The organism is Cellulomonas sp. 73-92, from assembly GCF_001898175.1.
GTDB lineage: Bacteria > Actinomycetota > Actinomycetes > Actinomycetales > Cellulomonadaceae > Cellulomonas.
This window is the reverse complement of record NZ_MKTH01000020.1, coordinates 42,759-68,867: the sequence shown is the minus strand read 5'-3', so window position 1 is coordinate 68,867 and position 26,109 is coordinate 42,759. Positions and strand designations below refer to the sequence as shown.

General features: G+C 75.9%; 22 protein-coding genes. 11 read left to right on the top strand and 11 right to left on the bottom strand.

Annotation, left to right across the window (positions count from 1 at the left end; translation table 11 throughout):
- Positions 1-229: 229 nt before the first annotated feature.
- Positions 230-2,041, bottom strand: coding sequence for an urea amidolyase family protein (locus BGO37_RS14855; RefSeq protein ID WP_291756111.1), 1,812 nt, complete (start codon positions 2,039-2,041; stop codon positions 230-232).
- Between the two features lie 11 nt (positions 2,042-2,052).
- Entirely contained in the window at positions 2,053-2,841 is a 789-nt protein-coding gene (locus BGO37_RS14850) for a 5-oxoprolinase subunit PxpA (RefSeq protein ID WP_291756110.1), read from the bottom strand.
- Positions 2,842-3,034: 193 nt separating this feature from the next.
- Here BGO37_RS14850 and BGO37_RS14845 point away from each other — a divergent pair, with 193 nt between their 5' ends.
- From BGO37_RS14845 to BGO37_RS14835, 3 genes are all read left to right on the top strand, one after another.
- Entirely contained in the window at positions 3,035-4,777 is a 1,743-nt protein-coding gene (locus tag BGO37_RS14845; protein ID WP_291756109.1) for an alkaline phosphatase family protein, read from the top strand.
- 178 nt (positions 4,778-4,955) lie between these two features.
- Positions 4,956-5,699 carry a M15 family metallopeptidase gene (locus BGO37_RS14840; protein WP_291756108.1) on the top strand — a complete coding sequence of 248 codons (744 nt, stop codon included), beginning with the start codon at positions 4,956-4,958 and terminating at the stop codon, positions 5,697-5,699.
- 39 nt (positions 5,700-5,738) lie between these two features.
- Positions 5,739-8,132: a DEAD/DEAH box helicase gene (locus tag BGO37_RS14835; RefSeq protein WP_291756107.1), complete on the top strand. Its 2,394-nt coding sequence runs from the start codon at positions 5,739-5,741 to the stop codon at positions 8,130-8,132.
- 8 nt (positions 8,133-8,140) lie between these two features.
- Here the strand turns inward: BGO37_RS14835 and BGO37_RS14830 are convergent, their stop codons facing one another.
- The 7 genes from BGO37_RS14830 to ssd all read right to left on the bottom strand — a co-directional run bounded on the left by BGO37_RS14830 (position 8,141) and on the right by ssd (position 12,713).
- Positions 8,141-8,527: an Rv3654c family TadE-like protein gene (locus BGO37_RS14830; RefSeq protein WP_291756105.1), complete on the bottom strand. Its 387-nt coding sequence runs from the start codon at positions 8,525-8,527 to the stop codon at positions 8,141-8,143.
- Positions 8,524-8,838 (bottom strand): TadE family type IV pilus minor pilin, encoded by a 315-nt coding sequence (locus BGO37_RS14825; protein ID WP_291756103.1) that lies wholly within the window; start codon positions 8,836-8,838, stop codon positions 8,524-8,526. Before BGO37_RS14825 ends, BGO37_RS14830 begins: the two co-directional genes overlap by 4 nt.
- Before the next feature lie 23 nt (positions 8,839-8,861).
- On the bottom strand, positions 8,862-9,035 hold the full coding sequence (locus BGO37_RS14820) for a DUF4244 domain-containing protein (RefSeq protein WP_291756242.1): 174 nt from the start codon (positions 9,033-9,035) through the stop codon (positions 8,862-8,864).
- Between the two features lie 247 nt (positions 9,036-9,282).
- Positions 9,283-9,948, bottom strand: coding sequence for a type II secretion system F family protein (locus BGO37_RS14815; RefSeq protein ID WP_291756100.1), 666 nt, complete (start codon positions 9,946-9,948; stop codon positions 9,283-9,285).
- A gap of 145 nt (positions 9,949-10,093) precedes the next feature.
- On the bottom strand, positions 10,094-10,786 hold the full coding sequence (locus BGO37_RS14810) for a type II secretion protein F (RefSeq protein WP_291756098.1): 693 nt from the start codon (positions 10,784-10,786) through the stop codon (positions 10,094-10,096).
- Entirely contained in the window at positions 10,783-12,030 is a 1,248-nt protein-coding gene (locus BGO37_RS14805) for a TadA family conjugal transfer-associated ATPase (protein WP_291756097.1), read from the bottom strand. Before BGO37_RS14805 ends, BGO37_RS14810 begins: the two co-directional genes overlap by 4 nt.
- On the bottom strand, positions 12,027-12,713 hold the full coding sequence (gene ssd, locus BGO37_RS14800) for a septum site-determining protein Ssd (protein WP_291756095.1): 687 nt from the start codon (positions 12,711-12,713) through the stop codon (positions 12,027-12,029). The genes BGO37_RS14805 and ssd overlap by 4 nt, the downstream gene beginning before the upstream one ends.
- 324 nt (positions 12,714-13,037) lie before the next feature.
- Here ssd and BGO37_RS14795 point away from each other — a divergent pair, with 324 nt between their 5' ends.
- The 7 genes from BGO37_RS14795 to BGO37_RS14765 all read left to right on the top strand — a co-directional run bounded on the left by BGO37_RS14795 (position 13,038) and on the right by BGO37_RS14765 (position 22,207).
- Positions 13,038-13,838: an HAD family phosphatase gene (locus tag BGO37_RS14795; protein WP_291756094.1), complete on the top strand. Its 801-nt coding sequence runs from the start codon at positions 13,038-13,040 to the stop codon at positions 13,836-13,838.
- Between the two features lie 312 nt (positions 13,839-14,150).
- Entirely contained in the window at positions 14,151-14,489 is a 339-nt protein-coding gene (locus BGO37_RS14790) for a hypothetical protein (RefSeq protein WP_291756092.1), read from the top strand.
- A 36-nt stretch (positions 14,490-14,525) separates the two neighbouring features.
- Complete coding sequence (locus tag BGO37_RS14785; RefSeq protein WP_291756090.1) at positions 14,526-15,923, top strand: NAD-dependent malic enzyme; 1,398 nt, start codon at positions 14,526-14,528, stop codon at positions 15,921-15,923.
- A gap of 69 nt (positions 15,924-15,992) precedes the next feature.
- Positions 15,993-16,853, top strand: coding sequence for a formate/nitrite transporter family protein (locus BGO37_RS14780; RefSeq protein WP_291756089.1), 861 nt, complete (start codon positions 15,993-15,995; stop codon positions 16,851-16,853).
- Positions 16,854-16,933: 80 nt separating this feature from the next.
- The gene (locus BGO37_RS14775) at positions 16,934-18,232 is read left to right on the top strand and encodes a hypothetical protein (protein ID WP_291756088.1); all 1,299 of its coding nucleotides are present in this window, start codon (positions 16,934-16,936) and stop codon (positions 18,230-18,232) included.
- Between the two features lie 91 nt (positions 18,233-18,323).
- On the top strand, positions 18,324-20,315 hold the full coding sequence (gene acs, locus BGO37_RS14770; RefSeq protein ID WP_291756086.1) for an acetate--CoA ligase: 1,992 nt from the start codon (positions 18,324-18,326) through the stop codon (positions 20,313-20,315).
- Between the two features lie 359 nt (positions 20,316-20,674).
- Entirely contained in the window at positions 20,675-22,207 is a 1,533-nt protein-coding gene (locus BGO37_RS14765) for an MATE family efflux transporter (RefSeq protein WP_291756084.1), read from the top strand.
- Positions 22,208-22,274: 67 nt separating this feature from the next.
- Here BGO37_RS14765 and BGO37_RS14760 read toward each other — a convergent pair whose 3' ends face one another.
- The gene (locus BGO37_RS14760) at positions 22,275-24,014 is read right to left on the bottom strand and encodes a phosphatidylglycerol lysyltransferase domain-containing protein (RefSeq protein WP_291756081.1); all 1,740 of its coding nucleotides are present in this window, start codon (positions 24,012-24,014) and stop codon (positions 22,275-22,277) included.
- A gap of 99 nt (positions 24,015-24,113) precedes the next feature.
- Here BGO37_RS14760 and BGO37_RS14755 point away from each other — a divergent pair, with 99 nt between their 5' ends.
- Positions 24,114-24,752 carry an MBL fold metallo-hydrolase gene (locus BGO37_RS14755; protein WP_291756078.1) on the top strand — a complete coding sequence of 213 codons (639 nt, stop codon included), beginning with the start codon at positions 24,114-24,116 and terminating at the stop codon, positions 24,750-24,752.
- Positions 24,753-24,762: 10 nt separating this feature from the next.
- Here the strand turns inward: BGO37_RS14755 and BGO37_RS14750 are convergent, their stop codons facing one another.
- Entirely contained in the window at positions 24,763-26,031 is a 1,269-nt protein-coding gene (locus BGO37_RS14750; protein WP_291756077.1) for an NAD(P)-binding domain-containing protein, read from the bottom strand.
- Positions 26,032-26,109 lie beyond the last annotated feature (78 nt).

Sequence of the window (26,109 nt, the reverse complement as noted above, 5' to 3'; positions counted from 1 at the left end):
CAACCGCCACAGCTCCACCGGCGATCGAGGCGGCGCCGACCAGTCGGGTCGGGCGGGCGGCAGTGCGGCGTGCGAACGCCATGGGCTCAGAGGCTCCTTCGTGCGTTTCGGTCGGATGTCCAACTTCGTCTGGGCGGGACGCTATCGGACAATCCGGACATGAAAGGCACAAACGCGGGTGAACCGGACATGTCGGTCGGGTGAAACCGACCGGCCGCGCCCTCGCAGGTCAGAGGGGCCCTACGGCCAGACGCACGCGGTCTCCGGCCCGGCACTGCGCCGCCCGGGTGATCCCCTCGGCGGTGAGCACGGCCACGACGGGGTACCCGCCCGTGACGGGATGGTCCGGGCCGAAGACGACCGGACGGCCGTCGTGCGGCACCTGCACCGCCCCGAGGACGAGGCCCTCGCTGGGCAGCTCGTCGTCGTCCGCCCGCGTCACCGGCGGACCGTCCAGCCGGAGCGCGACGCGGTTGCTGCTCGCCGTCACGACCCATTCCTGGTCGACGAGGCGCACGCGGGACTCGTCGGCCAGGCGGTCGATGCGCGGCCCGGACGTCGCCGGCAGCACCACGACGTCCGGCGCGCCGGCGGGGTCCGTTCCGGGGGCGCGCGAACCGGTCGAACCGGGGTCGGGCTCACCGGCCGCGACCCCTGCCCCGTCGCCGGGAGCCGACGGCTCGGGGAGCCCCTCGAACGCGCGGCCCAGCCTCAGCACCTCGCCCACCGTGACCGGAGCTGGTCCGAGCGCCGACAGGACGTCGGTCGACCGGGACCCGAGGACCGCCGGCACGTCGAGGCCGCCGCGGACGGCCAGCCACGTCCGCAGCCCCGTCCGCGGGACGCCGAGCGCGAGGGTGGCGCCGGCGGGTGCTCGAACCGCCCGCCCGGTGGGGACGGGCCTCCCGTCGAGCTCGGCCTCCGCGGAAGCCCCGACCAGGGCGAACGCCGTCGTGGTGCCGAAGCGCACGACGAGCCCGCCGAGCACCACCTCGAGCACCGCGGCGTCGGCGCGGTTGCCGACGAGGCGGTTGACGGTGCGCAGGGCGGTGAGGTCCGCGGCACCGCTCCGCGGCACGCCGACGGCCGCGAGCCCGGGGCGCCCGGCATCCTCGACCAGCACGAGCGGCCCGGTGGCCAGGACCTCGAGGCCGGCTGACGGCAGCGGGTCGGTCGTGGCGAGGCCGCCGCCGGGAGCTCCCGATGCCGGCGAACCCGCCGGCGCGGCGGAGGCCCCGGCACGGCCGGGCACCTGCCGGTGCGCCTGCCCGAGGCCAGTCGCAGCGCCGGACGTCTCGCGAGTCGTCCGCCCCCCGGGTGGGCCGACGGCGACCACACGATCCCGCGCCGGGACGAACAGCACCGCATCCCCCGGAGCGAGGAGCGCCGGGCGCTCGTCGTGCGCTGCGTCGAACATCACCACGTCGGTGCGCCCCAGGAGGCGCCAGCCGCCGGGGGTGGCGCGCGGGTAGACCGCCGCGTACTCCCCCGCGATCGCCACCGCGCCGGCGGGCACGCGCGTCCGCGGCGTCGCCAGCCGGGGCACGACGAGCGCCGGGTCGAGCCCGACGAGGTAGGCGAAGCCGGGCATGAAGCCACCGAAGGCGACGCGGTAGCGCGCGGCGGCGTGCCGGGCGACGACCTCGGCCTCCGTCAGCCCTGCCAGCCGCGCGACGTCGGCGAGGTCGGCGCCGTCGTAGAGCACGGGGATCTCGACCAGGCGCCCGAGGGGGCCCGACGACACGGCTGACGACGAGGCGTCCACCTGCGCCGCACCCACCGCGACCTCGACCAACGCGCGCGCCTCGGCAGCCCACCGGTCCCGGCCGTGCGACGAGCCACGGACCAGGACGGTGCGCGCCGCCGGGATCACGTCGACCACCCCAGCGGGCGGTGCCGCGCGAAGCGCTGCGCCCGCCCTGCCGACGGCGTCGGCGCCCGGGAGGTCGACCATGAGGCCGTCGTCGCCGACGAGCTGCCACTGGAGGTCGGCGCCCGGCATCGCGCCGCCCGACCGACGGCGCCCGACACGCGTGGTCACGCGGCGCGTCCTCAGTCCGCCCGCAGCACGGCAGTCGGAGCGCGGAACGGCGCCACCGCGACCCCCGCCGCCGCGAGCGCGGACCGCACGGCACGGGCGATCTGGATCGAGCCCGGGGTGTCGGAGTGGACGCAGAGCGAGTCGGCCGGCACGTCGATGACGGTGCCGTCGACCGCGACGACCTTGCCCTCGGCGGCCAGCCGCACCGCGCGCTCCCCAGCCAGCACCGGGCTCGTGACGAGGGCCCCCTGCTCCCCGCGGGGCACCAGAGTGCCGTCGGGCCGGTAGCCCCGGTCGACGAAGGCCTCCCGCACCGTGGGGATGCCGGCCTCGTCGGCCAGCTGGAGGACGCGCGCCCCGGGCGGCCCGACGAGCGTCAGCGTGGGGTCGAACCGCGCGACGGCCGCGACGACGGCCTGGGCCTGCTCGTCGTCGCGCACGATCCGGTTGTAGAGCGCGCCGTGCGGCTTCACGTGCGTCATCGCCCCGCCCACCGAGCGCGCCAGCGCCGCGACCGCCCCGAGCTGGTAGAGCACCTGCGCCGTGAGCACCGCGGGCGCCACCTCGACGCGACGCCGGCCGAAGCCGTCGCGATCGTCGTACGACGGATGGGCGCCGATCGCCACCCCACGGCGCACGGCGTGCGCGCAGGTCCGCGCGACGAGCAGCGGGTCGCCCGCGTGGAACCCCGCTGCGACGTTCGCGCTGGTCACCAGGGCCAGCAGCTCCTCGTCGGGCACCGGGCCCTGGCGCCAGGGGCCGTCACCTTCGCCGAGGTCGGCGTTGAGGTCGATGCTCACGGCCCGATCCTGCCCCTCCGCGACCCCGGCCCGCAGCGGACGCGGGCCGATCCGGTGGCCGCCGGCCGGAACGCCCGGTCGTCGGACACACAGGGTGCGTTCATCGCAGGTTCACCCGGGTGACGTTCGGCCCGTCGCCGACGCGACCTTGACTGGCCTCCCCGACACCCCCGTCGCTCAGGAAAGGCTCTCCATGCTCCAGCGCCACACAGCGGGTCTGATCGCCGCAGGCACGGTCGCCGCCACCGCAGGATGCCTCCTCGCCACCGCGCCCTTCGCGGCCGCGAGCGACACCACGCACCACGCCGCCGCCCACCACGTGCTGCTGCTGTCCGTCGACGGCCTGCACCAGTCGGACCTCGCGGCCTACATCGCGGCGCACCCGGGCTCGTCGCTCGCCGCGCTCGTCGGGCAGGGCACCAGCTACACGCAGGCCACGACGACCTTCCCGTCGGACTCCTTCCCGGGCATGATCGCGCAGCTGACCGGAGCCGACCCGGGGACGGCCGGCGTCTACTACGACGACACCTACAACCGGACCCTGCTCGCGCCCGGGACGCTGGACTGCAGCACCGCGACGCCCGGCACCGAGGTCGCCTGGACCGAGGCCGCCGACCGGTCGCAGAACCCCATCACGCTCGACGCCGGCCAGGGCCTCAAGGACCCGGCGCTCGCGGCGCTCCCGACGAACACCCTGGCCCAGACGCTGGCATCGGCCCCCGCCGTGACGAAGGCGATCCTCCGGCTGACGCCGAACGCGCAGGCGCTGCTCGACCCGGCCGCCCTGCCGGTCGACCCCAGCACGTGCCTGCCGGTGTACCCGCACTCGTACCTGCGGGTGAACACCGTGTTCGAGGTGGCGCGGGCGCACGGGCTGACGACCGCCTGGTCCGACAAGCACGCCGCCTACGAGATCCTCAACGGCCCCTCCGGCACCGGCGTGCAGGACCTCTTCACGCCCGAGATCAACTCGGTCGCGGACGCGGCCGGCGCCGACTGGACCAACGACAACCTGCTGACCCAGGAGTACGACTCCACGAAGGTCGCGGCCGTCCTCAACGAGATCGACGGCAAGGACCACTCCGGCGCCCGCACCGTCGGCGTGCCCGCGGTGTTCGGCATGAACTTCCAGACCGTCTCCACCGCGCAGAAGCTGCCGACGAGCGACGGGCTGACCGGCGGCTACAACGCCGACGGCACGCCGGGCCCGCTGCTCTCGAAGGCCCTGGACTACATCGACGCGCAGGTCGGCCGGTTCCAGGCCGAGCTCGCGGCACGGCACCTGACAGGCGACACGACGATCATCCTGTCCGCCAAGCACGGCCAGTCACCGATCGACTCCGCGGCCCTCCGCCGGGTGGACGACGGCGCGATCATCGACGCGATCAACGCGGCCTGGGCCGCCGGCCACCCGCAGAACACGCAGCTCGTGGTCTTCTCGGTCGACGACGACGGCATGCTCCTGTGGCTGTCGGACCGGAGCGCCGCCGCGCTGGCCTTCGTCAAGGGCTACCTGCTGTCGCACCCGGCGCCGGCCAACCTGGTGACCGACCCGAAGGGCGTCTACTCCGCGACCGTCGCCTCGTCGGGCCTGACGTCCGTCGTGACCGGCGCCGATGCCGACCGGCTCGTCGACGCACCGATCGGCGACGCCCACGCGCCCGACCTCATCGGCATCGCCCAGCACGGCGTCGTCTACACCGGCGGGGTCAAGAAGATCGCCGAGCACGGCGGTGCCGCGCCCGACGACCGGGACGTCCCGCTCGTCGTCGCCGGCGCCGGGGTGGAGCACGGCGCAACCGTGGCGACGGCCGTGCAGACCACGCAGATCGCCCCCACGATCCTCACGCTGCTGGGCATCAACCCGAACGAGCTGCAGGGCGTGAAGGCCGACCGTACGGCGGCCCTGCCGGGCTTCGGGCACGGCCGCTCCTGAGCCACCCCGCGCGGTGGTCGGCGATCCCCCGGGGTCGTCGGCCACCGCCGGGCGGAGCCGCGGACCGGGCCGGTCATCCCTCGGGCGGACGGTGGTCCGACGGTCGTCGCGGCCCCCGGCGGCCGTGGTCATCCCGCGCGGCGACGACGGCCGGCGGGGATCCGGCGACCGTGGAGGCATGCGACCTCCCACCACGGATCAGCCACGGCACCGGTACGCCACCGTCGCGGTGCTCGTCGCCGCGGTGATCCTGCTCGGGTCCGCCGGTGTCCTGGCACTCGCCTTCACCACGCCCGCGGCCGGCGAGCCTCTCCGCACGGCGCCCGGGGCGATCGGCGCGGCTCGGCAGGCGCCGGGCCCCGGTGTCGGGACGCAGCCGGGCGCGCGGACGACGAACCCGCGGTCGGGCACCGACGGCGATCGGGCGGCCGACGGCTTGGCCGGCGGCACGTCGACGGCCGCCGGCCAGGCCGCCGCGGGCCCCGGGCCCACCGCCAGCGCCTCCGAGTCATCGGCCGACGAGCCGACGTCCGGTTCCACCGCCACCGGGCTCGATCCCGAGCTGCTCCGCCGCTTCGAGGCGGCCAAGGCGGCGGCCCGCGCCGCCGGCGTGACGCTCACCCTGACCTCCGGCTGGCGCTCGGTCGCCGAGCAGGAGCAGATCATCGCCGGGGACATCGCCACGTACGGCTCGGTGACGGAGGCGCACCGCTGGGTGCTGCCGCCCGACAAGTCGGCGCACGTGCAGGGTGAGGCGATCGACGTCGGCCCGACGTCCGGTGCCGCCTGGCTCGGCGTCCACGGGGGCCGGTTCGGGCTGTGCCGCACGTACGCCAACGAGCCGTGGCACTTCGAGCCGGTGATCCAGCCCGGCGGCACCTGCCCGACGCCGCCGCACGCGGACTCCTCGTGGGGCTGGTGAGGCGCCGCCGGGGTCGGTGCTGCGTGTGAGGATGGCGCCGTGCCCACCGGCGACCTGCTCGACGTGCTGCTCGCCGGCGGGCGCCGCGCTGACCGGGCGACGCACGTGCGGCACCTGCCGGCCCGGGAGGGCAGGACGGCGGAGTGGCCGGCGTGGGCGGACCCGGACGTCGTGGCGGGGTACCGCGCGCTGGGCGTCGAGCGGCCCTGGACCCACCAGGCGCGGGCCGCGGACGCGGCGTGGTCCGGCCACCACACCGTCCTCGCCACCTCCACGGGATCGGGCAAGTCGCTCGCGTTCTGGCTGCCGGCGCTCTCGGCCGTCCGGCACGCCGCGGCCCCTCCGGCGTCGTCGGGCCGGATCGAGACCGTCGTCCGGCGGGCCACGACCCTCTACCTCTGCCCGACGAAGGCGCTGGCCTCGGACCAGGTGCACGCGCTCGAGCGCCTGCTGGCGGCCGCGGCCGTCCGCGACCTGCGCGTCACGACCTGCGACGGCGACTCGCCGCCCGACGAGCGGCGCTGGGCCCGTGAGTACGCCGACGTGGTGCTGACGAACCCCGACTTCCTGCACTTCGCGCTGCTGCCGCAGCACGAGCGCTGGTCGCGGCTCCTCTCGTCGCTGGCCTACGTCGTGGTCGACGAGGGCCACGCCTACCGGGGGGTGTTCGGCGCGCACGTCGGGCTCGTCCTGCGCCGGCTGCGGCGCCTCGCGGCGGCCTACGGCGCGAGCCCGACATTCGTCCTCGCGTCGGCGACCACCGCGGAGCCGCAGGTCAGCGCCGCGCGTCTGATCGGCGTCGAGCCCGACGAGGTGGTCGCGGTGGATGACGACGTCTCGCCCGCAGGCCGGCGGACCGTCGTCCTGTGGCGACCGCCCGAGCTGCCTGGCGGCGACGCCCCCTGGTCGGACCTGCTGCCCGACGAAGACCCGTGGGGACCGGTCGAGAAGCCCCGGCGCACGGCGACGGCTGAGGTCGCCGACCTGCTGACGGACCTCGTCGTCGCGGGCGCCCGGACGCTGGCGTTCACGCGGTCGCGGCGTGGCGCGGAGTCGGTGGCGACGACGACACGCGCGCACCTCGGCGAGGTGGACCACCGGCTCGAGGGCCTCGTGTCCGCCTACCGCGGCGGGTACCTGCCCGAGGAGCGACGCGAGCTGGAGCGGGCGATCCGCACCGGCGAGCTGCGGGCGCTGGCGACGACGAACGCGCTGGAGCTCGGCGTCGACATCACCGGGCTCGACGCCGTGCTCGTCGCCGGGTGGCCGGGCACCCGGGTGTCGTTCTGGCAGCAGGTGGGACGGGCGGGGCGGGCGGGGACCGAAGGGCTCGCCGTGCTCGTCGCACGCGAGGACCCGCTGGACACCTACCTGGTGCAGCACCCAGCCGCCGTCCTGGACGTGCCCGTCGAGGCCACCGTGTTCGACACCGGCAACCCCTACGTGCTGGGCCCGCACCTCGCCGCCGCCGCCGCCGAGCGCCCGCTGCGGGCCGACGAGCTCGACCTGTTCGGCCCGGGTGCCCCCGCCGTGCTGGACGAGCTGGTCGACCGGGGATGGCTGCGGCGGCGCTCGTCGGGCTGGTACTGGACGCACCCCGAGCCCGCGAACCGGCTGACGGACCTGCGGGGTGCCGGCGGCGAGCCGGTGCGGGTCGTGGAGTCCGAGACGGGCCGGCTGCTCGGCACGGTCGACGCGGCCGCCGCCGACTCGACGGTCCACCCCGGCGCCGTCTACGTGCACCAGGGGACCACCTACGTGGTCGATGGCCTTTCGCTCGAGGACGGCATCGCCCTGGTGACGCGGCGCGCCGTCGACTACGGCACGTGGGCCCGGTGGGTGACCTCGACGGAGGTCCGGCGCGTCGACCACGAGGTCGCGTGGGGGCCCGTGACGTGGGGGTTCGGCGCGGTGGACGTCACCAGCCAGGTGCTCGGCTACCAGCGCAAACGCCTCCCCGACCTGCAGGTGCTCGGCTCGGAGGAGCTCGACCTGCCGGCGCGGACCCTGCCGACGACCGCCGTCTGGTGGACGGCGCCCGCCTCGGTCCTGTCGGAGGCCGGCGTCACCGCCGAGCTGGCCCCGGGTGCGCTGCACGCCGCCGAGCACGCGTCGATCGGCCTCCTGCCGTTGCTCGCGACGTGCGACCGCTGGGACCTGGGTGGCCTGTCGACGGTGCAGCACCCGGACACCGAGACGGCCACGGTGTTCGTGCACGACGGCTACCCCGGTGGCGCCGGGTTCGCCGAACGCGGCTTCCACCTCGGGGCTGCGTGGCTGCGCGCCACGCGTGACGCCATCGCCGGGTGCGGCTGCGCGTCCGGGTGCCCCGGCTGCGTCCAGTCGCCGAAGTGCGGCAACGGCAACGAGCCCCTCGAGAAGGACGCCGCGATCCGCCTGCTCGACGCGGTGCTGGCGCACGCCCCCGCGTAGCGGTGCCGTCACGGCGGCCGGGGCCCCGCCCGGGCCGTCACGTGGGCGGCGCCGAGCGGGGTGGTCACGACGGCGTCGACCGCGACCTGGCCCGGGCGGGGCTCGGAGCAGTGCGCGAGCGTGCCGCCGTTGTGCACGGCGACGTCCCGCGCCCTCCCGCACGGGTCGCCGACGCCGGGGATCCCGAACGCCGCGCGCTGCGCCTGCTGGGCGGCCGCCAGCGCCGACAGGTCCGCCACCAGCTGGGCGCGGGCGTGGGCGCCGGTCGCCTGGACCAGCAGACCGAGGGCAACCGCGAGCACGACGACCACCGCGCCGACGGCCAGCGTCAGGACCGAGCCGGCGCCCTCGTCGGAGCGCCACCCCGCGCGGACCGTCGCGGCCCGCGCGCTCACGGCTCGACCGGCAGGCCGGCGGTCGCGTCAGCGGTCAGGCCGTCGAGCAGCACGCCGCCGAGGACCGGCACGCGCACGGTGACGTCGACCCACCCGTCGGCCCGCGCCACGGTCGTCGACGCACCACCGCCGGCCGACCTTCGCACCACGAGCGCCACCGCCTCGTCGTCGTCGCCCAGCGCCGCCGCCCGAGCGCCCGCCCGCGCCGCATCGGTGCACCTGATCTGGGCGATGCCCGCGGCGACCAGCGCGAGCACGAGCCCGAGCAGGACGACCACGCTCACCATGCCGACCGCGAGCTCGACCGTCACGGCTCCGCCGTCGCGTCCGCGCCTCACTGGCTGAGCGCGCGGTGGACCAGGTCGGTCAGCATGCCGCGCACCTCGTCGCTGCGGAGCACGAGGGCCAGCAGGCCGGCGAACGCCACCGCGGCCATCGTCACCATGGCGTACTCGGCGGTCGTCGTCCCGGCGTCACCGGCCACCTCGCCGGTCCGCCACCCAGGCATGCGCCACTGGCCCAGCCCCCGCACCGCAGCCTGTGCCGCCGCTTGCACGCGGCTCCTCGTCCGCCGCGCACTGCGCGCCGCCCTCGTCGTGCCCCCGTCGCCCGTGCCTGCCCCGTCCATGCCTGCTCCCTCCTCCGACGCCGGCCGGACGGCCGACCGGACGAGCGTCCCGACGACCGAGGACCGTGCCGGCCGGACCGCGGGCCTCCCCCGGATGGGCGCACCCGGACGACGGGCTGTGGTCGCCTCACCCGAGGAGGCTGCTCGACAGCGAGACCACCACCGGTACGAGTCCCACCAGCACGAACGCCGGCAGGTAGCAGAGGGTCAGCGGGAGGACCAGCTGCACGCCGAGCCTCCCGGCGGCCGCCCGGGTCTCCGCTCGACGCCGCGAGCGCAACCGGTCCGCGGCCGTCCGCAGCAACGGCACCGGCGACGCACCTGCCGTCCACGCGGGTTCGAGCGCCCTCGCCACCGCGAGCGCCGCCGCGCCGCCGCCGGCCCACGCGACGTCCCACGACGCGCCCAGCGTGAGCGCCCGGGCGGCGCGCACCAGCGCCTCCCCCGCATGGCCGGGCCAGGCGGTGCCCACCGACACGAGGGCTGTCGGAACGGGTGCGCCCGCCGCGAGGGCGACGGCCACCAGGTCGAGGAGGAGCGCCGGATCGACCGCGGACGACCGGGCGGGGTCTCGAGGGTGCCCAGGCCGGCCGGCGGTCGTCGTCCCGGGCCGGCGCTCCCGGCCCGCCGTGCGACCACCCACCGGGCTGCTCATCACCGACCCGTCCTCCGCCGCTGAGCCCGTGCCGCTCGCCGTCGGCACGGTCCCTCGACGCGCCACGTCTCGAACGCTCCGGCCGGCGGCCCATGGCAGCGCCGCCACCAGGAGGGCGAGCACCGCGATCCCAGTCACGGCACGGTCCCCCTCACGGCGTGGTCCCCGCCACGCCCAGTTCCCAGCACGGCGGGATCCCGGTCCCGCGCGGCCCCGGCCACGCGCCGTCCCGGCCACGGCGCGATCCCGGCGACCGTGCGAGCCGGTGACAGTGCCGTCCCCGTCACGGCGCGGTCCCGGCGCGCGCTACGCGGCGCAGCAGTGTCGTGCTCCACGCATGGCCGATGACGACCAGGGCCAGGCCGAGCACACCGGCCGCGGTCCCGACGCCGCCGCCGATCAGCTGGCCGATCGGGTCGGCGCCGAGCGCCGTGCCGAGCACGACGCCGAGCGCGGGCAACCACAGGAGCACGCGGGCGGACGAGCGGGGACCGGCCAGCGCCGCGTCCACCTCGGCCGCCGCCTCGGCCTGCGCCGCGATCGCGGCGGCCACCTGGTCGAGGACGCCGGACAGCGGTGCGCCGAGCTCGTCGGCCACCCGCGCCGCGGCGACCACCGCGGCGAGCGGTGGCGGCGGCGAGCCGCGCGCGCGACGAGCGGGGCCGGCGACCGTGGCGAGCTGTGCGACAGTCGGCACGCGGTCCGCGACGGGGAGCCCGAGGACGCCGCTCCAGGCGTCCGCCGGCGCCGTCCCCGCCCGCAGCAACGCCGCCACCTCGACGAGCGCCCCCGCGAGCCGGGCCTCGCCGCGATCCGCGGCGGACCGTCGTGCGCCGAGCCGGCGGCCGGGTGCGCGTGCGCCGGGGCCGGTCGTGGTCCGCCGGCCGGCCGGTGCGGGCGGCCGACGTCGGGCGCCACCCGCGCACGCGACCGCCGCGCTGCCGAGCAGGCCGACGAGAACGCCGAGGCCGGTCACCGCCCACCGGCCACGGCATCCACGCCGTCCCACGCGACGACCTCCCTACCGAGCCGACGCGCCAGCGCCTGCCAGCCGGGACCACGGTCGACAACGCCGTCCGCGGCGCACCGCAGCGCCGGCACCACCTCCAGCTCGCCACCGGGGGCGCGGCGCACGACGGCGATCTCCTCGAGGTGCCGTACCGTCCGGCCCGGCCCCACCCGCCGCAGGTGCAGCACCGCGTCGACCGCCGAGGCGGCCTGCGCCGCGAGCGCGTCCCGCGACAGCCCCGCCAGCGAGCCGAGCGCCTCGAGCCGGGCGGCCACGTCGGACGCGGCGTTGGCGTGGACCGTGGCGAACCCGCCCTCGTGGCCGGTGTTGAGGGCGGCCAGGACGTCGCGCACCTCGGCGCCGCGGCACTCGCCGAGCACGATGCGGTCCGGCCGCATCCGCAGCGCCTGGCGCACCAGCTCGGGCAGGTCCACCCGCCCCGCGCCGTCGACGTTCGCACGCCGCGTCACCAGCCGCACCACGTGCGGGTGCGACGGCTGCAGCTCGCCGCTCTCCTCGATGAGGACGATCCGCTCGTCGGGCGGCACGAGGGACAGCAGGCTCGCCAGGAGCGTCGTCTTGCCCGAGCCGGTCGCGCCGCTGATGAGGACGGTTGCGCGCGCGGCGACGAGCGCGCGCAGCACGGGCGCCGCCGAGGGCGCGACCGTCCCGCACGCGGTGAGCTCCTCCACCGTGAATGGCCGCGCCCGGACCACGCGCAGCGACAGCAGCGCGCACGGCCCACCGAGGGGCGGGAGCACCGCGTGCAGGCGGGTGCCGTCGGGCAGCCGGGCGTCTGCGGTCGGCGCCGCGTCGTCGAGTCGCTGGCCACCGGCGGCCGCGAGGCGGACCGCCAGGGCACGGACGTCGGTCGCCGACGCGAACCGGGTGGCCGTCTGCGACAGCCGTCCGTGGCGCTCGACCCACACCTCGTCGGGCGCGTTGACCAGGACGTCCGTCACCGCCGGATCGTCGAGCCACCGCTGCAGCGGGCCGGCGCCGAGCAGCTCGTCGCGCACCTGCCGCACGGCGAGCTCGAGGTCCTCCGGGCCGAGGAGCGTCCCGGAGTCGCGCACGGCGACGACGACCGCGGCTCGCAGCGCGGCGGGGTCCGCGCCGTCGCCGTCCGGCCGCGAGGAGCCGAGCCGGGCCCGGACGGCGGCCACGAGCGCCGGCGTCACGACCGGGAGGTCGTCGGCCACGGCGGTCACAGCAGGCGCTCCAGGACCGCGGCGGCGGCCCTCCCGGCCGGCCCGCGCGACGGCACCAGTCCCTGCTCGGCGGCCCGCACGAGCGCTCGATCGGGCCGGCCGCTCCACAGCATCGGCACTCCGACGGCCTCCGCCAGCTCATCGGCCCCCAGCCCGCCCGGTCCCGGGCCACGCACGACGAGCCCCGCGGCGACCTCGGCGAGGGCCGGCAGGAGCGACATCGCGCCGGCCACGGAGCGCAGGTCGCGGCCCGCCACCAGGGCGACCCGGTCGCACCGGCCGAGCACCGGGTGCCTGGCCAGCACCGCCGCCCGCCCGAGGTCGACGACGACGCAGCCCGACGCCCGCGCCAGCGCGCCCACCACGTCGGCGGCCGTCTCCGGCTCCACGGCACCCGGCCGAGCCCGGTCGCACGAGAGCAGCGCCACGCGGCCCCAGCGCGGGAGCAGCGCGACGACGTCTCGGCCGTCCACGTCGCCGCGCGCCCGCGCGAGGTCCGGCCAGCGCGCGCCCGCCTGCTCCTCCAGCCCGACGAGCACGTCGAGCCCGCCCGACGCCGCCTCCAGGTCGACGAGGACGGTCGCTGTGCGCCGGGACGCCCGCAGGGCGACGAGGGCGGCGAGCGTCGAGGCGCCGACACCGCCGCGCGCGCCGACGACGCCGACGACCACGCCCCCGTCCACCCGCACCTCCATCCGTCGCCCGCCGTGTCGCCCGCCGTGTCGCCCGCCGTGTCGCCCGCCGTCGTCCCGGCACCTCGTCCGCGTTCGCCCTCGTCCGGGCCGACCGGCAACGTCCGCGACGCCACCCTGACGACGGCCCACGGCCCCCCGCCGCGCCTCGCACCGAGCGGGCGGAGCCGGACCCGGCCGATCGGGCTGTGGTCGGTTCGTCGCCTGCGCGTCGGCACCCCCGGCTACTCTCGGCGCGGGGCGCTGACCCGGTTCGTGCGGTGCACGCCCCGTGGGCCGGCCACCGGTCGGCTCGTCTGGTCGAGGGGAGGGCGCATGGACGGCACCTCGCGCGCGGCGGCGTTCTTCGACCTCGACAAGACGATCATCGCCACCTCGTCGGCCACCGCCTTCAGCCGCCCCTTCCTGGCGGAGGGCCTGCTCACCCGGCGGGCCATGCTGCGCGGCGCGTACGCCCAGCTCGTCTTCCTCATGGGCGGCGCCGACGAGGCGCAGACCGAGCGGCTGCGCGCGCAGCTGTCCCGCATGGTCACCGGCTGGGACACCGCTCAGGTGGGCGCGATCATCCGGCAGACCCTGCACGAGTCGATCGACCCCACGGTGTACGCGGAGGCGGTCACGCTCATCGGGGAGCACCATGCGGCGGGACGCGACGTGGTCGTCGTGTCCGCGTCGGGCGCCGAGCTGGTCCGCCCCATCGCCGAGCTGGTCGGCGCCGACGACGTCATCGCCTCCCGCATGGAGGTCGTCGACGGCCGCTACACCGGCCACATCGACCGCTACGTCTACGGGCAGGAGAAGGCGGACGCGATCGCCGAGCTGGCGGCCGAGCGTGGCTACGAGCTGGCCGACTGCTACGCCTACTCCGACTCGATCACGGACACCCCGATGCTCGAGGTCGTCGGGCACGCGTTCGTGGTCAACCCCAACGGCGCCCTGCGCCGCCTGGCCGACGAGCGCGGCTGGGGTGCGCTCCGGTTCGAGCGGCCGGTCAGCCTCCGGCCCTTCGCGACGCGCCGCTCCCGGCTCGCCGCGGCGGGGATCGTCGGCCTCGTCGTGCTCGCGGCCGCCCTCGGCTGGCTGCTGGGCCGCCGGCACCGGGCTTCGGGGGTCTGAGGGCGTCCACATCCCGGCCGAGCGTCTCGCGATCCGACCGGCGCCCGTGCGCCACCTGTGCCGATGCCGCCAGGGGTAGGCAAGGCGCGCGCCAGGCGTTATCAAAGAGTCACAACTGAAGACCGAGGGCACCCACGCGCAGGATGGCCCCCCTAGGGGCAGGTCGACCGGGCTGGACCCGTTGCGACACTCGCGGTGCACGCATGATCACCCTCGAGCCTCAGGACGACGACGGCGTCCCCTGACGGGGCGCCGTCGTCGGTGCGACCTCATGACCTGGTGCGCGCACCGCGCCGGTGCCAGGGTGTCGGCATGCAGCCGACCCTCGCGGTGCGCCGCTCCCGCCTCGCCACCACCACCCGCACGGTCGTCCTCGTCGCCGGCGTCCTCCTGCTGCTGGGAGCGTGCGCGGCGGGGGTCAACCCCGAGGTCGGGACGCCACCACCGGGCGCGACCGCACCGGCCGGGTTCTGGCTCGGCCTGTGGCACGGGATCATCCTGCCGATCACCTGGATCGTGTCCCTGTTCACCAGCACCGTCAGCCCGTATGAGGTCCACAACAGCGGCAACTGGTACGACGTCGGGTTCGTCCTCGGCATCTCGCTGGTCTTCGGTGGACCCCTGGGCGCCCGCCGCGCCAGGAGGCGCTGACGCGCCCTGCCGCCTCGGCGTGCACACAATGACGGCATGGTCTCGGCGCCGAGCGTCTCGTCGTCCATCACCGCGCGCCTCAAGGTGCGCGCCCGACCGACCGCAGTCAGCGAGCTGACGGCGGCCATCGAGATCGCCGGCGGCATCGTCACCGCCCTCGACGTGCAGTCGTCGGGCCGCGAGCAGATGACGGTCGACGTCACCTGCGACACCCGCGGCGAGGAGCACGCCGCGGCGATCGTCGCCGCGATGGAGGTGCTGCCCGGGATCGTCGTCGAGCGCGTCAGCGACCGGACCTTCCTCGCCCACCTCGGCGGCAAGCTGTCGATCGAGGCCAAGGTGCCGCTGCGCAACCGCGACGACCTGTCGATGATCTACACGCCCGGCGTCGCGCGGATCTGCGAGGCGATCGCCGCGCGGCCCGACGACGCGCGGCGCCTGACGATCAAGCGCAACACCATCGCCGTGGTGACCGACGGCACCGCGGTGCTGGGCCTGGGCAACATCGGACCCCTCGCCGCCCTCCCGGTGATGGAGGGCAAGGCCGTGCTCTTCAAGCGGTTCGCCGACATCGACGCGTTCCCCATCGCGCTCGACACCACCGACGTGGACCAGATCGTCGAGACCGTCTGCAACATCGCACCGGTGTTCGCGGGCATCAACCTCGAGGACATCTCGGCCCCCCGGTGCTTCGAGGTGGAGCGGCGGCTGCGCAGCCGCCTCGACATCCCGGTGTTCCACGACGACCAGCACGGCACGGCGATCGTCGTCGTCGCCGCCCTGACCAACGCGCTCAAGGTGGTCGGCAAGGAGATCGGCGCGGTCCGCATCGTCCTGTCCGGCGCCGGCGCCGCTGGCACCGCGGTGCTGCGGCTGCTGCTCGCCGCCGGGGCCCGGGACGTCGTCGTGGCGGACATCGACGGGATCGTCCGCCCCGACCGCCCCGGGCTGCCCGACTCCCTGCGCTGGACCGCCGAGCACACCGACGCCCGCGGCCTGTCGGGGCCTATCGCGGGCGCGCTCAAGGGCGCGGACGTGTTCATCGGCGTCTCGGCGCCGGACGTCATCACGGGTGAGGACGTCGCCACCATGGCCCCCGACGCGATCGTCTTCGCCCTGGCCAACCCCCGCCCCGAGGTCGACGCCGACGAGGCGGCGCGCTACGCCACGGTCGTCGGCACCGGCCGTTCCGACTGGGCCAACCAGATCAACAACGTGCTGGCGTTCCCCGGGGTGTTCCGCGGCCTGCTCGACGCGCAGTCCCGCACCGTGAACGACGAGATGCTCCTGGCGGCCGCCTACGCCCTGGCGTCGACCGTCAAGGACGACGAGCTCAACCCGGCCTACATCGTGCCGAGCGTCTTCCATCCGGACGTCACGTCCGTGGTCGCGGCCGCGGTGGCGAACGCGGCGCGGCAGGCGCACTGGGGGTAGCCCGGTCGCGGGCCATGGCCAGGCCATTCGTCCCACGAATTCGCGGGACGATCCCGCACGCTGGTCGGCGTGCTGAGCATCGAGCAGGGCGTCGACCTCCAGGCCGACGCCGCGGTCCACAAGTCCGACCTGTTCCGGACCCCCGGGCCGTTCCTCGTCCGCACCATGCTCGCCGGCGCCTACATCGGCATCGGCGTCCTCATCATGGTGACGGCGGGCGGACCCCTGAAGCAGGCCGGGTCACCGTGGGCGCCGCTGGTGCAGGGGCTCGTGTTCGGCGTCGCGCTGACGATCGTCGTCGTCGCCGGTGCCGAGCTGGCCACCTCGGCGATGATGATCCTCACGCAGGGCGTGTGGCGCCGCCGCGTCGCGCCCGGCCGGGCCGCCCTCGTCCTGCTCGCCGTCCTCGTCGGGAACCTGCTCGGTTCCATGGCCTTCGCCGCCCTGGTCCACGCCTCGGGCGTGCTGGGCCCGGGCACCCCCGCCGGAGCCACGCTCGCCGGGATGATCGAGCACAAGGCCGCCACCGGCGACGGGCAGCTGTTCGTCCGCGGCATCCTGTGCAACCTCCTGGTCTGCCTCGCCATCTGGTGCGCCGGGCGGCTGGAGTCCGAGGGCGCCAAGATCGCCGTCGTCTTCGCGTGCGTCATGGTGTTCATCACGTCGGGCTTCGAACACGTCGTCGCCAACATGACGACGTTCTCGCTGGGCCTGTTCGCCGGCCTGCCCCACGCCACCGTCGGCGAGCTCGCGCGCAACGTGCTGTTCGTCGGGCTCGGCAACATCGTGGGCGGCGCGCTGCTCGTCGGCGCGCCCTACGCGTACGGCGCCGGGACGCGGCACCACGGTCCCGCCACCGTCCGGCGGCCCGCCGACGACGAGCCGGGGGCCCTGGTCGGCGCCGGTGCGGGGCGCGACACGGGCCTCTGACGAGGCACAAGGCCCGCACAGCCAATAGCGTGAACCCCGTCACGCGCCTGACAGGCGCGACGTGAGGCGAGGAGAACGCGATGAGCACCTCCGACGAGCAGCACGCCACCGACCAGACCGCGGCCGACGAGACCACCGAGCCCGCGACCGGCCCGGGGAGCGCCGCGACGCCCGTGACGGCGCCGTCCGGCGAGCCCGTGGCCGCCCCCGAGGCGGCGGCAGCCAGCGGCGAGACGCCCGCCGCCAGGGGCGGCGTGCCGGCCGATGAGAAGCCCGCGACGGTGGCGGCGCCGGCCGGCGCGACCCCCGCGCCACCGACCGCCCCGAGCACCACCTCTCCGGTCGGCCCGGCCGCGCCGCCGACGGGTTCGCCGGCCCCCGCCGCAGGCTCGGCGTCCGCGGCCAACGTGCCGCCCAGCACCCGCCAGGTGCCGCCGAACCCGCAGCCCAGCCCGCAGCCGGGCCTCGCACCGGCACCGCCCGTCCCGGGCGGCCCCGCGGCTGGCCCCTCGGGCGGCCCCGCGGCCGGACCCGCCCCGTCGACCTCGACGGCGATGCCGGCCGCTCCGATGCGCCCGGTGTCCACGCCGGCGCCCGCCGACCTGGACGCCAGCGCGCGCCACGCGGCCCTGCGGCCCACGCCCGTCCCGCCCGACCCGGCCATGCCGACCCCGACCCGCCCGCTCCCCGGCGCCCCCGAGCGCACCGGCGCCGCTCCGGCCGCCACGGGCGCCGCGGGGCTGGCGGCCGCGGGAGCGGCCGGAGTCGCAGCGGCCGGCACCGCCGCGCACACCGCGGCGGGCACCGCGGCGACCACCGCCGGCGCCCCCACCACGGTGATGCCCCCCGCGACGCCGAAGGCGACCGACGACTCGGCTCTCTTCCCCGACCCCAACGCCCCGCGCACCATCACCCTCGGCACGCACGTGCTGGGCATCCTCGTCGGGATCGTCCTGCCGGTGGCCGCGACCCTGGTCACGGCGCTGGGCATCTCGCGGATCCTCGTCGTCGAGGTGGACGGCTGGGTCGCGAAGGTCGACGTCCTCGGCATCGTGCTCGTCTCGCTCGGCGCGCTCCTGCTGCTCGCCTGCGCGCTGCTGTCGCTGTGGACCCCGTACGTCGGGCTCGTCGGCGGCGTCATCCTGACGGTGGCGGGGGCGTTCGCGCTGTTCGCACCAGGGGTGGCGCGCACCGGCATCCTCAACGTGCTGACGTCCGAGGGGTGGCGGCCGACCGTCGAGGAGACGATCGTCGTGGCGACCTCGGGGACGGTCGCCGTCGTCGGTGTCCTGCTGCTCGGGGCCGGGATCGTGTCGTCGGTGGCGCGCCGGCACGGCATCCGCCTGGGCGCCTTCCGGGAGCGCCACCGCACCGCCTGACCGGCCCGTTCGTTCCCGCCGCACCCTCGACCCGGTAGGTCTAAAGTCCCAGGGGCAAGCACCTGCACCGTCGTCGTTGCCGGAGGACGCCGTGACCGATCCCGCTCCCGAGCCGGGCGCGCTGGAGAACCTGCTCAGCGAGGAGCGTCGCTTCCCGCCCGCCCCCGAGTTCGTCGCGCAGGCGAACGCCCACCAGGACCTGTACGCGTGGGCGGCCGCCGACCGCGTCGGCTTCTGGGCGGACCAGGCGCGCGAGCTCGTCGACTGGGACACGCCCTTCACGCAGACGCTCGACTGGTCCGGCGCACCATTCGCGACGTGGTTCGCCGACGGGACCCTCAACGCGTGCGACAACGCCGTCGACCGGCACGTGCGGGCCGGGCGCGGCGATCGCGTGGCGTTCTACTTCGAGGGCGAGCCCGGCGACGGCCGGACGATCACGTACGCGGAGCTGCAGCGCGAGGTGTCCAAGGCCGCCAACGCGCTGCAGGCCCTCGGCGTCACCACCGGCGACCGGGTGGCGCTCTACATGCCGCTCATCCCCGAGGCCGTCATCGCCATGCTGGCCTGCGCGCGCATCGGGGCGCCGCACTCGGTGGTGTTCGGCGGCTTCTCCGCCGAGGCGCTGCACAGCCGGATCCTCGACGCGCAGGCCAAGCTCGTCGTCACCGCCGACGGCGGGTACCGCCGCGGCAACCCGACCGGGCTCAAGCCGGCGGTCGACGAGGCGCTGGCGAAGGGCGCGCCGACGGTGGAGCACGTCCTCGTCGTGCGCCGCACGGGACAGCACGTGGACTGGACCGACGGCCGGGACCTGTGGTGGCACGAGGCGGTCGAGGCCGCGTCCGACGAGCACGCGCCCGTGCCCGTGCCGGCCGAGCACCCGCTGTTCATCCTCTACACGTCCGGGACGACGGGGAAGCCCAAGGGGATCTTCCACACGACCGGCGGCTACCTGACCCAGTGCGCGTACACCCACCTCAACGTGTTCGACCTCAAGCCCGAGACCGACGTCTACTGGTGCACCGCCGACATCGGCTGGGTCACCGGCCACTCGTACGTGGTCTACGGACCCCTGGTCAACGGCGCCACCCAGGTGATCTACGAGGGCACCCCCGACACCCCCGACCGCGGCCGCTGGTGGGACATCGTCCAGAAGTACCGCGTGTCGATCCTGTACACCGCACCGACCGCCATCCGTACATGCATGAAGTGGGGCGACGACATCCCGGCGGCGCGCGACCTGTCCTCCCTGCGCGTGCTCGGCTCCGTGGGCGAACCCATCAACCCCGAGGCGTGGACCTGGTACCGACGGGTGATCGGCGGCGACCGGACGCCGGTCGTCGACACGTGGTGGCAGACGGAGACGGGCGCCATCATGATCAGCCCGCTGCCCGGGGTCACCGACGCGAAGCCGGGCTCGGCGCAGACGCCGCTGCCCGGCGTCGCCGCCGAGGTGGTCGACGACGAGGCCAAGCCCGTGCCCAACGGCTCCGGCGGGTACCTCGTCATCACCGAGCCGTGGCCCGCGATGCTGCGCGGCATCTGGGGCGATCCCGACCGCTACGTCGACACGTACTGGTCGCGGTTCGCCGGGCTGTACTTCGCCGGTGACGGCGCCAAGAAGGACGACGACGGCGACATCTGGCTGCTCGGCCGGGTCGACGACGTGATGAACGTGTCCGGGCACCGCCTGTCGACCACCGAGATCGAGTCCGCGCTCGTCTCGCACCCGTGGGTCGCCGAGGCGGCGGTCGTCGGCGCGTCCGACGAGACCACCGGGCAGGCGGTCGTCGCCTTCGTCATCCTGCGCGGCGACTCGGAGGGTCAGACGAAGGCGCCGGCGGAGGTCGAGGCGGAGCTGCGCGCACACGTGGCGACGCAGATCGGCCCGATCGCCAAGCCGCGCCAGGTGCTCGTCGTGCCGGAGCTGCCGAAGACGCGGTCGGGGAAGATCATGCGGCGCCTGCTGCGGGACGTGGCCGAGCACCGCGTCGTCGGCGACGCGACGACGCTGGCCGACCAGTCGGTGATGGAGATGATCGCGGCCGGCCTGGCGAACCCCACCAGCTCCGCCGACTGACCCGCCCCGCCCCGCCCCGCCCAGCCCCCGCCCCAGCCCCGCCCAGCCCGCCCAGCCCCGGCTCCGCTCCGCGTCGATATCTCCACGTCGCGTCGACACCTGCACCTGTCGACGCGACGTGGAGATGTCGATGCCGGCGGCTTGGGGCGGGTCGGATGAGGGACCGACGGTCGCGTGGGTCACCCGAGGCCGCGTGTTGACCCCGCAATGATGGCCGCTTGACCTGCGCCAATACTTCTCGAAACGATTCGACGCGCCGCGCGGCGCGGGGTTAGCCTCGTGCGCGAGGCCCACCGCCCGGCGCACCCCGGGCGGCCCGACGCCCCGCCCGCCCTCGTCGAAACGCCGCGCCCCCTCCGATGACCAGAAACCTCACCGCCGGACCGCCCACCCGGCTCATCGTCCTGTTCACGCTGCCCCTGCTCGTCGGCAACGTGTTCCAGCAGCTGTACCAGTTCACCGACGCCGCGGTCGTCGGGCGGCTGGTCGGCCTCGACGGCCTCGCCTCGGTCGGCGCCACGAACGGGCTCGTCTTCCTGCTCATCGGGTTCACGTGGGGTTCGTCGGCCGGCCTGGCGATCCCGACCGCCCGCGCCTTCGGCGCCGGGGACATGACCGCGATGCGGCGGTTCGTCGCCGCCGGCGCCTACGTCTCGGCCGCCCTCGCGGCGATCATCATGGTCGTCGGGACGCTCGCTGCCCGGCCCTTGCTGCACCTGATGGACACCCCGCCGGAGATCATCGACGGCTCGGTCGCCTTCATCACCATGACGTGCCTCGGCGGCGGCGCCATGGTGGCGTTCAACTTCCTCTCGTCGACCATCCGGGCGCTCGGCGACAGCCGCACGCCGCTCGTCTTCCTCGTCATCTCCTGCTGCCTCAACGCCGGGCTCTCGCTGGCCTTCGTCGGCGGGCTGCACATGGGCGTGCGCGGCGCCGCGCTGGCGACGGTCATCGCCCAGCTGGTCTCGGTGGTGCTGTGCCTGGGCCTCATCGCGCGCCGCATGCCCGAGCTGCACCTCTCGCGCGACGACTGGCGCCCGCGCTGGCACGAGATGGCCGAGCCGGTGCGCATCGGCCTGCCGATGGGCTTCTCGATGTCGGTCATCGCGATCGGCTCGCTCGTGCTGCAGTACGGCATCAACGGCCTGGGGGCGGAGTCGGTCGCGGCGTTCACCGCCGCGCTGCGCGTCGACCAGCTGGCGGCAGCGCCGCTCAACTCGTTCGGCATCGCCATGGCGACGTTCGTCGCGCAGAACCGCGGCGCGCGGCAGTGGCACCGGATCCGCACCGGCGTCTTCCGGATCAGCTTCGTGTCGATCGGCATCGCGGTCGTCGTCGGCCTGACGCTGGTCGCGGTCTCGGGGCCGATCGCCGAGCTGTTCGTCGGCCCCGGTCAGGCCGGCGTCGTCGCCATGGTGCGCCAGTACTTCCTGGTCAACGGCGCGCTCTACTCGATCCTGGCGATGGTCTTCATCCTCCGGAACACCGTGCAGGGGCTGGGCCTGGCCGCGGTGCCCACCCTGTCCGGCTTCCTCGAGCTCGTCATGCGCGCGACGGCGGGCCTCGTCCTGGTGCACCGCTTCGGGTTCCTCGGCGTGTGCTTCGCGGCGCCGCTCGCGTGGGTCGGCTCGGTGATCCCGACGTCGATCGCCTGGACGGTCCAGCGGCGACGGCTCGTCGAGGAGGAGCGCCTGGCGGCGGCGGGCGCGGCACCCGGGCCGCGGCGGGTCGACGAGCGGGCGGGCGCCGGCGTGGCGCACGACGAGCGGGCAGGAGCCGGCGCGCGGTTCGACGAGCGGGCGAGCGAGCCCGTGCCGTACGACGCGCTCACCGCCGAGTCCGAGCTGGAGGCCCTCGGCGAGTCCGCGTCGTTGGCCACGCCCGCCTGACCGGGCGTGGGCACCGCACCGCGCGGTGCCGCGACCGGGACCGGCCACGGCGACCCTCGACGGCGCCTCAGGTGCGGCTTCGGGCCGCGAGGAACCTGCCGATCACCGGCAGTTCGCTGATGCCCTCGGCGCCGGCCATGACCACCGCCTGGGTCGCGACGAACTCCGCCGCGTCCAGCACCACGTAGCGCGGCACCCACGCCGGGGAGAACTTCTCGTTGAACGCGGCGAGCGAGCTCATCTGCGTCTGCTCCGAGAGCCGCTGCAGCACCGGGCGCACCACGGGCTCCCAGGGCGAGCCACCCTCGCCCTGCAGCACCTCGCGCATGACGGCGAAGTTGAGCCCGACGCGGCGCCCGCCGCGGCGGACCACCTCCTCGACCGTGCGCACCACGGTCGTCTCGGTGAGCCCGTTGGGAAGCTTGCCGGCGTCGAGCCGGCGGCGCATGACGTCGAGCGACCAGCCGTCCTCGCACGGCACCCACTGGCAGAAGGCGTCGACGCGGCCCTCGGGGCTGCGGGTGACCGAGAGCATGACGTCGTCGTCGGCCGGGTCGAGAAGCCGCGACAGGGTCATGGAGAAGCCGCGCTCGGCCTCACCCCGGCGGGACTGGGTGGCGATGTCGAGGATCTGCGCCCGGGTCTCGTCGTCCACCTCGCGGGGCGCCAGCACCTGCGTGACGTACCCGGCGCGCTCCACGCGGTTGGCGGCGTTCCGCAGCCCCTTGTGCTGGTGGTCCGCCAGGTCGAGCGAGGGGCCGTCGACGATCGCCTCGCTGCCGAGGTACACCGATCGCAGACCCGAGGCCTCGTACACCGGCAGCCAGTCCGCCGACGCGCCGATGACCGCGACCGACCAGCCGTACGTCGCGGCGTAGTCGGAGAACTCGGCCCACACCTCGGCACGCTCCTCGACGGGTCCGATCGGGTCGGGCGACACCAGGCACACGCCCCCGCGCACCGCGTGCGCCACCACCGAGTGCCCGACGAAGAACCAGTCCTTGTCGTCGCGCAGCGCGAAGTAGTCGAGCGTCCCCGAGCCGTAGGCGCGCACGAGGGCGCGCGCCCGCTCCCGCTCCGCCAGGTGGGCCGCGTGCGGGAGCCGGACCGGCCGCCGCGGTGACGTGAGCGACCACAGCAGCACGGCGACGAAGACGGCGCCGAGGCCGACGGTCAGCCCCGACGAGAGCCGGTGCAGGTGGAGCCGGCGCACGGGGTTGTCGTCGGTCGCGATCGCGAACCCGGCGACGATCCCGCCGACCGTCACCAGCCCGGCAAGCGTGACCAGGCCGGCACGACGCACGTCCCGCCGGCTCGGCAGCACCGGGAACGCCCGTCGCTGCGCGGCGAGCCACACCACGGCGGCCAGCACCAGGACGGTCGGGAGGACGCTCAGCCGGTGCGCCAGGTGCAGCACGCTCGACACGCCGAGCACCGCGACGGTGGCGGCCCAGGCCAACCGATGTCCGCGCCGCAGGCCCCGGGCCCCGATGATCAGGCTGATGCCGGCCATCACCAGCGTGGGTCGCGCGACGTTGCGGTCGACGTCCCACGCCACCGGGTCGAGCACCGTGACGCCGCGCCAGGGATGGCGCCCGACGAGCGCGAGCAGGGTGAGCAGCGCGACGACCAGCACCACGCGCGACGCGACGGCACGCACCCGCACGTAGCGCCGGTGCTCGGCCAGCGCGGCGCGCAGGTCCGCCTCGCGACCCGGCTCGACCGACGGAGCGGCGGCCCGGCTCGGTGCGCTCGGCGACGGGCTGCCCTCGTGACGCGGCTCGCTCGGGTCGGCTGGTGTGGACACGCAGCCAGTGTGGCAGCCGGAGCCCCTTCGCACGGGCAGGTCCTCAGGCCCGCGGAGTACCGTCCGCCGCGTTCGTCGCCCGATGGGAGGAACCTTCACGTGAAGATCACGAAGCTGCCGCACGCCTGCTTCGTCGTCGAGCAGGACGGCGCCGCGCTGCTCGTCGACCCGGGCAGCTACGTCGACTACGACCGCGACCTGGCCCCGTTCGTCGGGCGGGCCGTCGGGGTGCTCGTCACGCACGTTCACGGCGACCACTTCGCGCCCGCGACCCTCGAGCGCATCCTGGCCACCCGGCCCGGCCTGCCGGTCGTCGCCACCTCCGACGTCGCGGCCGCCGTGCCCGGCGCCTCCACCTGGCCGGGCGCCGGCGGCAGCGTCGAGATCGGCCCGTTCCACGTCGAGTTCTTCGGGGGCCTGCACCACGAGGTCGGGGCGCCGACGCGCGACGAGAACTTCGGCATCGTCGTGAACGGCCTGCTGGCGTACCCCGGCGACTCGTACGACGTGCCGCCGGTCACGCCGGCGGTCCTGGCGGTCCCCACCGGCGGCCCGTGGGCGCGGACCACCGACGCGATCGCGTACCTCGCCGCGGTGAGGCCGACGGCCTTCGGCTTCGGGGTGCACGACGTCCACCTCTCGGAGCTGGGCCAGCAGATGACCGCGACCTTCATGGGCCGCGCCCAGGCGGCCGCCGACTACCGGTACGTGCCGGTCGGCGGGAGCTTCGAGGTCTGACGCAGCCGGCTCAGCGGCCGGCGTCGAGCACCCGAAGCAGGTTCTGCACGGCCTCGCGGCCGGCGCGGTTGGCGCCGATCGTCGACGCGCTCGGGCCGTAGCCGACGAGCTGGACCCGGTGGTCGGCCGCCACCTGCGTGCCGTCCATGACGATCCCGCCGCCGGGGCCGCGCAGCCCGAGGGGTGCGAGGTGGTCCAGCGCCGCCCGGAAGCCGGTGGCCCACAGGATGGTGCGCGCCTCGACCGTCGTCGGGCCGTCGACCCACCCGACGGGCGCCGGGCCCGCGGGGAAGACGACGCCCTCGGGCACCACCCGCTCGAACATCGGCCGCGCCCGCAGCACGCCGGCGGCGATGCCCTCGCGGTACACCGGGGTCAGCGGCAGGCCGGTCGCCGACACCACCGAGCCCGGCGGCAGGCCCGCGGCCGTCCGCTCGGCCACCCGGGCGACGGAGTCGCGCCCGTACTCGGGCGTGAACTCGGCGTCGACCCACTGCGGCGGGCGTCGGGTGACCCAGGTGGTCGCGGTCAGCGGCGCGAGCAGCAGGAGGATCTGGACCGCGGACGTGCCGCCGCCGACGACGACCACCGGGCCGTCGGCCAGCTCGCCCGGCGTGCGGAAGTCCCGCGTGTGGAGCTGCCGGCCGCGGAACGTCCACTGCCCCGGGTAGGCCGGCCAGAAGGGCTTGGTCCACGTGCCCGACGCGTTGACGAGCCCGCGGGCGCGCCACAGCACGGCCGCCTCCGGGTGGTCCACGTGGTGGGTCGAGACGACGAGACGGCCGGTGCCGTCGTCGGTCACCCGGTCCGCGCGCACCGGCCGCTGCACCTGCAGCTCGAACGCCTCCTCGTACTGCCCGAAGTACTCGGGCACGACGAGCGCGGCGGGCTCGCCGTCGCCCGTCGGCCGCAGGGCCATCCCGGGCAGGTCGTGGACGCGGTGCGCGGCGCCCATCGTCAGCGCGGGCCAACGGTGCTGCCACGCGCCGCCGGGGCGGGGGTTCTCGTCGAGCACGACGAAGGTGCGGGCGGCGCGCTCCCAGCCGGACGTGCCGACGGCGACGAGCCCGGCGCGGCGCAGGTGGTAGCCGGCCGAGAGGCCGGCCTGCCCGGCCCCGACGACGACGACGTCGACGTCGACGACGAGCGGCTCGGACGCCGCCGCCTCGCGCCGCTCCCGCCGCGACCGCCGGCCGGGTGCCGGGGCGGCGAGCGCGGCGTCGCCGTCGGCCTCAGCGGCCTGCCCCGAGACGTCCATCGCCGGACCACCGTAGCCCACGCCGCGAAGGGTCCCCTCGCCGGCCACCCGGACGGCCGAACGCCTGCCGGCGCCCCCGACGGGCGCGGCGCGTGCGCC